The 12055-nt window shown below is 67.5% G+C and carries 12 protein-coding genes; 7 read left to right on the forward strand and 5 right to left on the reverse strand.

The features are described 5' to 3' along the window. The coding region (locus A5706_RS21550; protein WP_068135078.1) for a UPF0182 family protein at positions 1-2684 on the reverse strand (2684 nt) is incomplete at its 3' end. A 124-nt stretch (positions 2685-2808) separates the two neighbouring features. Here A5706_RS21550 and A5706_RS21555 point away from each other — a divergent pair. After that, entirely contained in the window at positions 2809-3300 is a 492-nt protein-coding gene (locus A5706_RS21555; RefSeq protein ID WP_068135054.1) for a hypothetical protein, read from the forward strand. Here A5706_RS21555 and A5706_RS21560 read toward each other — a convergent pair. Continuing rightward, entirely contained in the window at positions 3297-4328 is a 1032-nt protein-coding gene (locus A5706_RS21560; RefSeq protein WP_068135057.1) for a PDZ domain-containing protein, read from the reverse strand. The genes A5706_RS21555 and A5706_RS21560 overlap by 4 nt on opposite strands. Positions 4329-4405: 77 nt before the next feature. Between A5706_RS21560 and A5706_RS21565 the strand changes: the two genes are divergently transcribed. The 6 genes from A5706_RS21565 (at position 4406) to A5706_RS21590 (ending at position 10248) form a co-directional block, all read left to right on the forward strand. Next, on the forward strand, positions 4406-5776 hold the full coding sequence (locus A5706_RS21565; RefSeq protein WP_156767266.1) for a zinc-dependent metalloprotease: 1371 nt from the start codon (positions 4406-4408) through the stop codon (positions 5774-5776). A gap of 75 nt (positions 5777-5851) precedes the next feature. Further along, positions 5852-6571, forward strand: a complete 720-nt coding sequence (locus tag A5706_RS21570) for a C39 family peptidase (RefSeq protein ID WP_068135064.1) — start codon at positions 5852-5854, stop codon at positions 6569-6571. A 219-nt stretch (positions 6572-6790) separates the two neighbouring features. Next, the gene (locus tag A5706_RS21575) at positions 6791-7588 is read left to right on the forward strand and encodes a hypothetical protein (RefSeq protein ID WP_197517925.1); all 798 of its coding nucleotides are present in this window, start codon (positions 6791-6793) and stop codon (positions 7586-7588) included. A 55-nt stretch (positions 7589-7643) separates the two neighbouring features. Next, positions 7644-7907: a hypothetical protein gene (locus A5706_RS21580; protein ID WP_068135069.1), complete on the forward strand. Its 264-nt coding sequence runs from the start codon at positions 7644-7646 to the stop codon at positions 7905-7907. A gap of 74 nt (positions 7908-7981) precedes the next feature. Beyond that, a complete protein-coding gene (locus A5706_RS21585; protein ID WP_068135072.1) occupies positions 7982-8842 on the forward strand; it encodes a cyclodehydratase in 861 nt (286 codons plus the stop codon). A gap of 62 nt (positions 8843-8904) precedes the next feature. After that, on the forward strand, positions 8905-10248 hold the full coding sequence (locus A5706_RS21590; RefSeq protein ID WP_068135080.1) for an AarF/ABC1/UbiB kinase family protein: 1344 nt from the start codon (positions 8905-8907) through the stop codon (positions 10246-10248). A gap of 3 nt (positions 10249-10251) precedes the next feature. On the opposite strand, the gene A5706_RS21595 is transcribed toward A5706_RS21590, so the two are convergent. The 3 genes from A5706_RS21595 to A5706_RS21600 form a co-directional block, all read right to left on the reverse strand. After that, positions 10252-10518, reverse strand: a complete 267-nt coding sequence (locus A5706_RS21595) for a WhiB family transcriptional regulator (protein ID WP_068135074.1) — start codon at positions 10516-10518, stop codon at positions 10252-10254. 135 nt (positions 10519-10653) lie between these two features. Next, entirely contained in the window at positions 10654-10815 is a 162-nt protein-coding gene (locus tag A5706_RS33775; RefSeq protein ID WP_197517926.1) for a hypothetical protein, read from the reverse strand. A gap of 102 nt (positions 10816-10917) precedes the next feature. Beyond that, positions 10918-12055, reverse strand: a 1138-nt coding sequence (locus A5706_RS21600; protein ID WP_197517927.1) for an ATP-dependent DNA helicase UvrD2, incomplete at its 5' end; no start/stop codon positions are given.

Consider the following 12055-nt stretch of genomic DNA (forward strand, 5'->3'; position numbering starts at 1 on the left):
GGCCCGAACAGCCCGTTGAGGGCGTCACCCACCGTGGGGCCGTATCCGATCTTGTCGTTGTACATCATCGCCACCCGGATCAACCGCGGGTACGACGAGGCGGCGTCGCTGGCGCCGGGCGAGGCGTAGACGGGTTCGACGTAGAGCAGGCCGCCCTGGCCCACCGGCAGCGTGAGCAGGTTGCCCCAACGGATCCGGTTCTGGTTGTCACGCCCGATGACGCCGAGGTCCTGCGACACCGCCGGGTCGGTGGTGATCGCGTTGTTGGCCAGCTTCGGCCCGTTGACCTGACCCGGGATGGTCAGCACGGTGATCTTGCCGTACGTCGCCGGGTCGGAGCTGGCGCTGATGTAGGCGGCCAGGTAGTCCCGTTTGAACCGGTTCATCGCGCTGATCAACTGGTATGACGCCGAATTATCGTTCTTGGCAATGTTTTTCGCGACGATGTAGTACGGCGGCTGGTAGCTGCTGGCGGTGGGGTTCGGGTCCAGCGGCACGTCCCAGAAGTCCGACGTGGAGAAGAACGTCACCGGGTCGTTGACGTGGTACTTGGCCAGCAGCATCCGCTGCACCTTGAAGAGGTCCTCGGGATAACGCAGGTGTTCGGAAAGCTCGGGGGTGATGTCGCTCTTGGGTTTGACCGTGCCGGGGAACACCTGCATCCAGGCCTTGAGGACCGGATCCGATTCGTCCTGCTGGTACAGCGTGACGGTGCCGTCATAGGCGTCGACGGTGGCCTTCACCGAGTTTCGGATGTAGGAGACCTTCTTGTCGGGCGCCAGGCGGTTGAACGCCACCTCGGTGGAGTCGGCGGTGGCGGACTCCAGCGAGGTCAGCTCCGAGTACGGGTAGTTGTCCAGGGTGGTGTAGCCGTCGATGATCCACACCAGTCGCTTGTTCACAATCGCCGGGTACACCGCGCTGTCGGTGGTCAGCCACGGCGCCACCGCCTCCACCCGGCGCGCGGGATCCCGGTTGAACAAGATCTTGCTGTTGGAGCCGATCACGTTGGAGAACAAGAAGTTTCGCTCGGCGAACTTGGCGGCGAACACGCTGCGGGAGATCCAGCTGCCGATCGGCACTCCCCCGAGCCCGCTGTAGGTGTAGTTCTTGGTTTCGGCGCTGGTCTCGTAGTCGTATTCGCGGTCGTTGCCGTTCTTTCCGACGATCGCGTAGTCGGCGGACGTGTTGGAGATGACGGGCCCGTAGTAGATGCGCGGCTGGTCCAGCGGCGCCGGCCCGTCGGACACCACGCTGCCGTTGGCGCCGACGACGTTGACCAGAAACTCGGGGTAGCCACCGTTTTGGTTGGGGTCGTTGGCTATTCCGCGCACCGTGTTGGCCGGCGAGGCGATGAACCCGTTTCCGTGTGTGTAGACGCTGTGCCGGTTGATCCAGTCGCGCTGGTTGTCGATCAGCCTGTCCGGGTTGAGTTCCCGGGCCGCGACCACATAGTCGCGCAGCGCCCCGTTGCGGTCGAGGTAACGGTCGATGGACAGCTGGTCGGGGAAGAAGTAGAAGTTCTTGCCCTGCTGGAACTGGGTGAACGCCGGGCTGACGATTGTCGGGTCGAGCAGCCGGATGTTCGAGGTGGTCGCGCGGTCGGCCGCCACCTGCTGGGCGGTGGCCTGCCCGTCACCGGTGTAGTTGCGGTAGCTCACCTGCTCGGAGGTCAGGCCGTAGGCTTGGCGCGTCGCGGTGATGCTGCGGCTGATGTATTCGCTTTCCTTCTGCGCGGCGTTGGGCCGGACGCTGATCTGCTCGACGATCAACGGCCACCCGGCCCCCACGATCAACGACGACAGCAGCAGCAGGACCAGGCCGATGGCCGGAATCCGCAAGTCGCGCAGCACGATTGCCGAGAAGACCGCGGCGGCGCAGATCAGGGCGATCGCCATCAGGATCAGCTTGGCCGGCAGCACGGCGTTGATGTCGGTGTAACCGGCGCCGGTGAACGGCTTGCCGCCGCGGGTGTGCGACAGCAGCTCGTAGCGGTCCAGCCAATACGCGACGGCTTTGAGCAGCACCAGCACACCGACCAGGCTGACCAGCTGGATGCGCGCCGAGCGGCTCAGCGCCCCGGTGCGACCGGACAACCGGATGCCGCCAAAGATGTAGTGCGCCAAGATGTTCGCCAGGAAGGCCAGGAACACCGCCACGAACATGTAGGACAGCAGCAGCCGGTAGAACGGCAGCTCGAACGCGTAGAACCCGAGGTCCTTGCCGAACTGGGGATCCCGGATGCCGAAGGTCCCGCCATGGATGAAGAGCTGGACCCGCACCCAGTAGCTCTGCGCGATGATGCCCGCCAGCAGGCCGACGGCCGTAGGGATTCCGATGCCCACCAGCCGCAGGCGCGAAACGACGACGGCGCGGTAGCGCGCCACCGGATCGTTGGTGTTGCTCGGCACGAACACCGGGCGGGCGCGGTAGGCCAACGCGAGCCCGGCGAACACGATGCCGCCGACCAGCACCCCCGCGACCAGGAACACCACGATGCGGGTGACCAGCACGGTGGTGAACACCGAGCGGTAGCCCAGCTCCCCGAACCACAGCCAGTCGACGTAGGCGTCGATCAGCCGCGGACCGGCGAGCAGCAACACGATCACACCGAGTGCGATCAGGATCAGAATCCGGCTACGCCGAGTCAGCTTCGGCATCCGTGCGGTGGGCCGCATCCCCACTGGCTACGCTCCCTGATCTCGCTGCCCGGTGCTAGAGATTTTCTAGAACGGTCACAACTCTACGCATTGCCGGACGCCGGGTGTGTTCTGCTTGGGCGGTGCTGGAACAGAGCGGACGCGCCGGGTGAGCACCGGCCCGAGAATTGCCAAGGCGGTGTGGACCGAGGCGGACTTCGATCAGATGAGCTGGCACGACTGTGCCGTGCACGCCGTCGCGATCGAGCCCGCGCCGCCGCATCCCGGCCGGCTGCTCGTCGACCTCGACTACATCGTCGAATGGGTGCGCCCGTCGCCGCCGGAAGACGCCTTCAGCTTCTGGCTATGCCCCGCCACCCTGGTGTTCGACGAGGCATGGGACCTCGTCGGCGACGTCAACCTGCGGGGGTTCAGCTTCGAGTTGTCGCTCGAAACGCTCGAGCGGTCCGGTCCGGACGAGCACGATGCGTTCCGGTGGGCGCTCGCCGGCCACGAGTTCACCCTCGCGCTGTGCGCCACCGGTTTCACCCAATACCTGCGCCGCCCGCCCGTCCGCAGCCCGCACCAGCGGCTCTCCGTCTCGGAACGAGGGGGGCTCAGCTTCGACCGGCAGGGCTACGCAGACCGCCCGGGCGGCTAGCAGCTCGGCGTCTGACCGCCCGCCTTGATCGCGTGCAGCGCGTCCACCGCCTGGGCGAGGGTCTCGACCTTGACCAGGCGCAAGCCCGACGGATTGTCCGAGGCGGCCTCGTAGCAGTTCTTCGCCGGCACCAAAAACACCGTGGCGCCGGCCGAGTGCGCGGCGGCCATCTTGTGGGTGATGCCGCCGATCTGACCGACCTTGCCGTCGACCGAGATGGTCCCGGTCCCCGCGATGAACGTCGACCCGGCCAGGTCGCCGGTGGTGAGCTTGTCGACGACCGCGAGGCTGAACATCAACCCGGCCGACGGCCCGCCCACGTTGGCGAGGTTGAAGTCGACGACGAACGGCGCCCACGGCGCGTCGAGCACCGCCACCCCCATGAACCCGTAATCGCGATCCTTGTTCGTTCCCAGCGTAATTTGGGCGGTCCCGATAGGCCCGGCCGGATCATTCTTGCGGCGGTAGTCGATCGTCACGACCTGACCGGGCTTGGTGTTCTTCAGGAATCCGGTGAACTGCTCGACGCTGGCGACCGGGGTGCCGTTGACCGCGTCGATCGCGTCGCCGGACTTCAGCTTGCCGGCCGACGGACCGGGGTCAGTGACGTTCGCGACGGTGACCGCGACCGGGTACTTCAAGAAGCCCAGCGCGGCGTAGGCGGCGCTGTCCTCGGACTGCTTGAAGTCGGCGTTGTTGGCCTTGTCGACGTCCTCGCGCGACTTGCCCGGCGGGTAGACGAGATCCCGCGGGATCAGCTGTTCCTGTCCCGAAAGCCACAGCGTCAGCGCTTCCCCGAGGGTGAGGTCGTCGCGCTGGGACACCGTCGTCATGTTGAGGTGGCCCGTCGTCGGATGCGTCGCGGTGCCCTCGATCGCGACCACCTGCTTGCCGTCGACCTCACCGAGCGTGTCGAACGTCGGGCCCGGACCCAGCGACACAAACGGCACCGTCACCACCGCGAGCAGCACGCCGAAGACCACGATCGGCACCAGCGCGACGAGCAACGTGAGAATCCGCCTGTTCACGCGCCTACCCTATCCGGCGCCTGCTCAGGCTCGTTCAGCTACGAGCGTGACCACAGATGGCGCGTTGCGTCCCCGCGGTGAGTACCGTTGACGTTATGCCTGACCTGCCATTCGGCTTCTCCTCCGGCGACGACCCGGAGCGCGAGAAGAAAGACCCCGGTTCCGGCTCGGGCGGATCCGACCCGCTTGGCGCCTTCGGCATGGGCGGGGAATTCGGCATGGGCGACCTGGGGCAGATCTTCACCCAGCTGGGGCAGATGTTTTCCAGCGCGGGCACCGTGATGGCCGGCGGCAAGGCGTCGGGTCCGGTGAACTACGAATTGGCGCGCCGGGTCGCGTCGACCTCGATCGGTTTTGTCGCGCCCATTCCCGCGTCGACGACCAAGGCGATCGCCGACGCGGTCCACCTCGCCGAGACGTGGCTCGACGGCGCGACGGCGCTGCCCGCGGGCACGTCGAAGGCGGTGGGCTGGAGCCCCAGCGACTGGGTCGACAACACGCTGGAGACCTGGAAGCGGCTGTGCGATCCGATGGCCGAGCAGATCGCGACGGTGTGGGCGTCGTCCCTGCCCGAAGAGGCCAAGAGCATGGCCGGCCCGCTGATGGCGATGATGTCGCAAATGGGCGGCATGGCGTTCGGCTCGCAGCTCGGCCAGGCGCTGGGGCGGTTGTCCCGCGAGGTGCTGACGTCGACCGACATCGGTCTGCCGCTCGGCCCCAAGGGGGTGGCCGCGATCCTGCCGGACGCCGTCGACTCGTTCGCCTCCGGCCTCGAGCAGCCGCGGAGCGAGATCCTGACGTTCCTGGCCGCCCGCGAGGCGGCGCACCACCGGCTGTTCAGCCACGTGCCGTGGCTCTCCAGCCAGTTGCTGGGCGCGGTCGAGGCCTACGCCAGCGGCATGAAGATCGACATGTCCGGGATCGAGGAGCTGGCGCGCGACTTCAACCCCGCGTCGCTGTCCGATCCGGCGGCCATCGAGGAGTTGCTCGGGCAGGGGGTTTTCGAGCCGAAAGCCACCCCGGCGCAGAAGCAGGCGCTGGAACGGCTCGAGACGCTGCTGGCGCTGATCGACGGCTGGGTGCAGGTGGTGGTCACCGCGGCACTGGGCGACCGGATCCCGGGCACGGCCGCGCTCAGCGAGACGCTGCGCCGCCGCCGCGCCAGCGGCGGGCCGGCCGAGCAGACGTTCGCGACGCTGGTCGGCCTCGAGCTGCGGCCGCGCAAGCTGCGCGAGGCCGCCGCCCTCTGGGAGCGGCTGACGGAGGCCGCCGGGGCCGACGCGCGCGACGCCGTCTGGCAACACCCGGACCTGCTGCCCGGAGCCGAGGACCTCGACGAGCCGGCCGGCTTCATCGATCGCGTCATCGGCGGGGACACCAGCGGCATCGACGAGGCCATCGCGAAATTAGAGGAGCCCGATTCGGGCGGCGGCACCGCCGACAACTGATCAGCTCGCGGCCGTTTGCTGGCGGTGCTACGTTGCACACCAGTCGAATGTCGGGCCGACTCCTTGCGAGCGAACATGATCCGGATTGCCACCGCGATGCGCACCGCCCTGGCGGGTGCCTGCGTCGGGATGGCCGGCGTTTTGCTGGTATCGGGGTGCGCCGCGGCGCCACCGGCGCCGCATGCGGCGGCCCCGCCGGCCACCACGGCCACGGCGAGGGCGGCCGCCGACGGCGTGTATGGCGACCCGGATGCGGCGGCCAAGTACTGGGTGCAGCAGTCGCTGGAGGACACCTGCGGGCTGGCTTCGGTGGCCGACGTGGTGGGCGAGGTCACCGGTAACGCGCCGACGGAGAAGCAGATCATCAAGCTGGCCCAGAGCACGCCGTCGGTGATCCGTGACGGCCCGATCTACTTGCCCACCGGCGACCCGGGCCACGAGACGGACGCCGGCGGCATCGACATGGCCGACACCGTCGTGCTGCTCGAGCACTACGGCATCAAGTCGCGCATGATCTACGACACCCAGCCCGACCAGACCGGGCTGTCGGCACTGGAGCAGTACCTCGGTTCCGGGCGCAAGGTCATCGCGTGGGTCAATGGCGGAACCATTTTGAACAGCGACGACCAGCGCACCTCGCCCGATCATTTGCTGGTGGTCACCGGCGTCGATACCAACAACGACACCGTGCACCTCAACGACCCCTACGCCGACCACGCCAACACGAAGGTCAGCATCAAGCGCTTCATGACGGCCTGGAAGGTCGGGCAGAAATCGATCGTCGTCACCGGTTGAACGTGCGGCCGCGGCGCTGTGGATAACTGAGCCCGGGGGTCGCCCGTCGGCCCGGCACTGTCTCTCGCCATCCTCCGATCCTCTGAAGTAGTCCTCCGGTGTGTCTGCATTATTGCCAGATCGAAGGACGTGACGTATGGTTCATCCGTACGCTCGATACTATAGGTATGAACTACTCGCCTGATGGTCTACCTAAGGTTTGGCGACGGAAGGAAGCCAATGAGTGCGCTTTCACTAAGCACTGCAATCCGCGACGAGTTTTCTCTTGGGCATGGCCTTACCTGGCGTGATCCAGACATCGGCTGCACGCTGGTTGTTTCGCAGCCGTCGGCAGACCCTGACTTGTGGTCGGAGTACTCAGCGGGCGCCCAGTCCAGCTATCGCAGGCATGGTGTGGAGTGCGCTCTCGACATCGAAGCGCTGCGCAGCGGAGCCGACACCACCATGTTCTTCGCCGTCATCGATGATGACGGACGGGTCGTGGCCGGCGTGCGAGCCAAGGGCCCACTGAGGTCGGCCGAGGATGCGCATGCGGTCGCTGAATGGGCGGGGCAACCTGGCGATCAGGCCGTCCGAAATATGATCGCCGACCGCATACCGTCCGGGATTCTGGAAATGAAGTCGGCCTGGGCAGCCGACAATTCGGACCGGAAACGTAGTCTTACCCGCGCTATAGCCCGCAGCGGTTTCCATATGATGGTCATTCTCGATTCGCAATTTTGTATGGCCACAGCTCCGACAACCATTCTGAATCGGTGGCGTTCTTCTGGCGGAGTGGTGGCCGCCATTCCGGCGACTCCCTATCCGGACGAACGCTATCGAACCAAGATGATGTGGTGGAACCGGCGTGATTTCTTTAACCACGCGGAACCAGATCAGATTGCAAAGACCGTCATCGAGACGAAGTACCTGCTCCACGAGTTATACCGCCGCAGTCGGGTCGATCCCGTTCATCCCAAGTGGATCACCACCAATCGCAACCAACTAATCCGCCCTAGCCGTTCTGAGGTCGCCTGACATCCCCGTCGTCGGGCGTCGACAATCCCAATCCGAAAATCTCAAAGGTCTTGCAATGGATAACAACCCGGATGACGTCTGGATCATGTTCATTACGGATATCGAATCCCGCGACAAATTGCTCAGCTACAGCAGAGGGTCGCAGTGGGAGGTGGATCCGAATACGGCCGCGGCGCTGATCTTGGTGGGCGCAGCGGTGAGGTCGCCCACGCCCACCCAACCACAAGAGGGCCCCCTCAATGGGGTCAATGGGGTCAATGGGGTCAATGGGGTCAATGGGGTTGTTGGGGTGCCCGCGGCCTCTGTCGAGAGCCCCTGACGTTCGTTGGCCGCCGGTAGGCCTGTGGATGATTGAGCGCGGCGCTAACCGCCGGCCTGGCACATTCTCAACCCATGACCCAGGCCGCCGCGGCTTCGCTATACGCGCTCGACCCGGGGATGCCGGTGCTGCTGCGGCCCGACGGTGCCGTGCAGGTCGGCTGGGATCCGCGCCGCGCCGTGCTGGTCCGTCCGCCGTGCGGACTGGCCGCGGCCGAGCTGGCCACGCTGCTGCGGTCGATGCGGTCGCCGATGCCGCTATCCGAGCTGCGGCGCCAGGCCGTCGACCGCGGATTGCAGGACGGTGACGGCCTGACCCACCTCGTCGCACAACTGGTGAGGGCGGGTGTCGCGACCGAGTGCCTGCGGTCCCGGGGCCGGTCGGCGTCGATCCGCGTGCACGGCCGCGGGCCGCTGTCCGAGCTGATCGTGGAATCGCTGCGCTGCTCGGGCGCCAGGGTCGCACACAGCAGCCAGCCGCACGCCGCGGTCTCCCCCGGCAGCGTCGACCTGGTGGTGCTGTCGGACTACCTGGTCGCCGACCCGCGGGTGGTGCGCGACCTGCACGCCCGCGGCGTCCCGCACCTTCCCGTTCGGGTGCGCGACGGCACCGGTCTGGTGGGCCCGCTCGTCATCCCCGGCGTCACCAGCTGCCTCGGATGCGCCGACCTACACCGCAGCGACCGCGACGCCGCGTGGCCGGCCATCGCCGCGCAGCTTCGCGACGCCGTCGGCGTGGCCGACCGGGCCACCCTGCTCGCGACCGCGGCCCTGGCGCTGAGCCAGGTGAACCGGGTGATCGCGGCGGTGCGCGGGCAGGAGGCGGTGCCCGACCCCGCGCCGCCGAGGGCGCTCAACGCGACGTTGGAGTTCGATCTGGGCGCCGGCTCGATCGTCGCGCGCCAGTGGACCAAGCACCCGCTGTGCTCGTGCTAGCCGAGCCGCCCCGTGCGAAGACAACCTATGGTCCGGATCACGGGTCCCGCGCGCCGAGCGTCGTGGATGATGGAGACGTGGCAGACATCAAACGCGGCCGCGCTGCGCGCAACGCGAAGCTGGCCAGCATCCCCGTCGGCTTCGCCGGCCGGGCGGCCCTCGGCTTCGGCAAGCGGCTGACGGGCAAGTCCAAGGACGAAGTCCAGGCCGAGATGCTCGAGAAGGCCGCCAACCAGTTGTTCACGGTGCTGGGCGAGCTCAAGGGCGGGGCGATGAAGGTCGGCCAGGCCCTGTCGGTGATGGAAGCCGCCATCCCCGAGGAGTACGGCGAGCCCTACCGCGAGGCGCTGACCAAGCTGCAGAAGGACGCCCCGCCGCTGCCCGCCGCCAAGGTGCACCGGGTGCTGGACGCCCAGCTCGGCACCAAGTGGCGGGACCGGTTCAGCTCGTTCGACGACACCCCCATCGCCTCGGCCAGCATCGGCCAGGTGCACAAGGCGGTATGGTCCGACGGCCGCGAGGTCGCCGTCAAGATCCAGTACCCGGGCGCCGACGAGGCGCTGCGCGCCGACCTGAAGACCATGCAGCGGATGGTCGGCGTCGTCAAACAGCTCTCGCCGGGCGCGGACATCCAGGGCGTCGTCGACGAGCTGATCGAGCGCACCGAGATGGAGCTCGACTACCGGCTGGAGGCCGACAACCAGCGCAAGTTCGCCAAGGCGTATCACGACAGCCCGCACTTCCTGGTGCCGCACGTCGTGGCCAGCGCGCCGAAGGTGGTGGTCCAGGAGTGGATCGAGGGGATCCACATGGCGGAGATCATCCGCAACGGGACCCGCGAACAGCGCGACCTGATCGGCACCCGTCTGCTGGAACTCACCTTCGACGCGCCGCGCCGGCTGGGCATGCTGCACGGCGACGCCCACCCCGGAAATTTCATGCTGATGCCCGACGGCCGGATGGGCGTCATCGACTTCGGTGCGGTCGCGCCCCTGCCGGGCGGCTACCCCGTCGAGCTCGGGATGACGATCCGGTTGGCGCGCGACAAGAACTACGACCTGCTGTTGCCGACCATGGAGAAGGTGGGTTTCATCCAGAAGGGCCAGCAGGTGTCGGTCCGCGACATCGACGAAATGCTGCGCCAGTACGTCGAGCCCATCCAGGTCGACGTCTTCCACTACACCCGCAAGTGGCTGCAGAAGATGACCCTGGTTCAGATGGACCGGTCGGTTTCTCAGATCCGGACGGCCCGGCAAATGGACCTGCCGCCCAAGCTGGCGATACCGATGCGCGTCATCGCGTCCGTCGCCGCGATCCTCTGCCAGCTGGACGCGCACGTGCCGATCAAGGCGCTGTCGGAGGAACTGATCCCCGGCTTCGCCGAGCCCGACACCGCCGTCGTTTAACTCTTAGGCGGCGACGTCTTTGCGGGGACGCCCGCGCGGTCGTTTGCGGCTGACGATCGACCCCCGCTCGAAGATCTCGCCGCCCCACACGCCCCACGGCTCGGCCCGCTCCAGCGCCGCCGTCAGGCACTGTCGCCGCACCGGGCAGCCCGCGCACAGCGTCTTCGCGCGCTCAAGGTCGGCGGGCGCCTCGGCGAACCAAAGGTCGGGATCGTCGACGTGACAAGGCAATTCCGGCAGCCTCGGTCTCGGGACTGACAGTGCCGACATGTCCTGTTCACCTGCTTCCTGGTCGGGTGGCTTCCTTCGCGGCGATCCGGACCAGGTTGGGAGGCTTCCCAAATAGCTGTGGCCACGGATCCTGTTGACTTCGGGTCCGTGGCCATCTGGGTAAAACCGGGCTAGTTAGGTATGACCCCGATTCACGGACGCGTCGGTCGCGGCGGCGACACGGTGCTTCACCGCGGCCGCCGACACGGCGGCATGGGCGGCGTGGGAGGTGGCCTTAAAGCGGCCTTCAGCGAGCACCGAGGCGGCCACGCCTACACCGAACGCGTTGGTAATCATCGGGGCTGGCCTCCTCTCAGCTGGCAGCGTTGTGCGGTTTCGAGGGTAGATGGTAGCGGACACCGCCCACAACCGATTTTCTGACCTGCGGATTCGGCGCCCTCAGCGCGCCTGCCGGACCAGCTCGAGCACGTCCGCCCCGTACTGTTCGAGCTTTCGCGCGCCGATGCCCGGGATCGCGATCAGCGCCGTCTCGTCGTCGGGGAGCAGCTCGGCGATCGCGATCAGGGTGTTGTCGGAAAAGACGATGTACGGCGGCATCTTCTGTTCGGTGGCGACGTTCAGCCGCCACGCCTTGAGCTTGAGCAACAAGTCCTCGTTGACGTCGCCGGCGCACGTCGTACAGCGCCGCAGCATGATGGCCGCCGGGGTGGTCAGGTTGTTGTTGCAGATCCGGCAGCGCGTCGCCGTCCCCCGATTGCGCCGGGACTTGGCCGGCGTGGCGTCGGCGCGCGTTTGGGGCGCGATGCCGTTGAGGAACCGCGACGGCTTGCGGCTCTGCCGGCCGCCGGGGCTGCGGGCCAGCGCCCAGCTGAGCGCCAAATGTATTCGCGCCCTTGTGATTCCGACGTAGAGCAGCCGGCGCTCCTCTTCGACGGCCTCGCTTTCGGCGCCGTGTGCCAGCGCGTGCGAGATCGGCAGCGTGCCGTCGGCCAGCCCGACCAGGAACACCGCGTCCCACTCGAGCCCCTTCGCGGCGTGCAGCGAAGCCAGCGTGACGCCCTGGACCACCGGCGGGTGGCGCGAGTCGGCGCGCATCCGCAGCTCGGCCAGCAACCCGGGAAGGTCGAGCTGCGGGCGCTGCGCCACCTCGTCGTCGACCAGCTCGGCCAACCCGGCCAGCGCCTCCCAGCGATCCCGGGCCCGGGCGCCGCTGGGTTCCTCGGCCGTCAGGCCCAGCGGCTCCAGAACCGCGCGGACGACCTCGGGCAAGGGGGCTGCCGGATTTGCGTCGCCCCGGTCGGCCGCGCGCTGCAGCGCCAACAGCGCCTGCTTGATCTCCTGACGGTTGAAAAACCCCTCGCCGCCGCGGATCTGGTAGGTGATGCCGGCCTCGGTCAGGGCCTCCTCGTAGACCTCGGATTGCGCGTTGACCCGGTAGAGCACCGCGATCTCCGATGGCGCCGTGCCGGATTCGATCAGCCGGGCAATCGACTTGGCGACCGCGGCGGCCTCGGCGGTTTCGTCGGGGTGCTCGTGAAACGACGGCACCGGGCCGGGGGCGCGCTGGCCGGACAGC

This window comes from Mycobacterium sp. E796, assembly GCF_001672815.1.
GTDB lineage: Bacteria > Actinomycetota > Actinomycetes > Mycobacteriales > Mycobacteriaceae > Mycobacterium.

Coding starts and splice junctions, on each gene's coding strand:
- A5706_RS21585 (WP_068135072.1), top strand. CDS start 7,982: ATGACCCAGGCCGCCGCGGCTTCGCTATACGCGCTCGACCCGGGGATG.
- A5706_RS33775 (WP_197517926.1), bottom strand. CDS start 10,815: ATGATTACCAACGCGTTCGGTGTAGGCGTGGCCGCCTCGGTGCTCGCT.
- A5706_RS21580 (WP_068135069.1), top strand. CDS start 7,644: ATGGATAACAACCCGGATGACGTCTGGATCATGTTCATTACGGATATC.
- A5706_RS21595 (WP_068135074.1), bottom strand. CDS start 10,518: ATGTCGGCACTGTCAGTCCCGAGACCGAGGCTGCCGGAATTGCCTTGT.
- A5706_RS21575 (WP_197517925.1), top strand. CDS start 6,791: ATGAGTGCGCTTTCACTAAGCACTGCAATCCGCGACGAGTTTTCTCTT.
- A5706_RS21570 (WP_068135064.1), top strand. CDS start 5,852: ATGATCCGGATTGCCACCGCGATGCGCACCGCCCTGGCGGGTGCCTGC.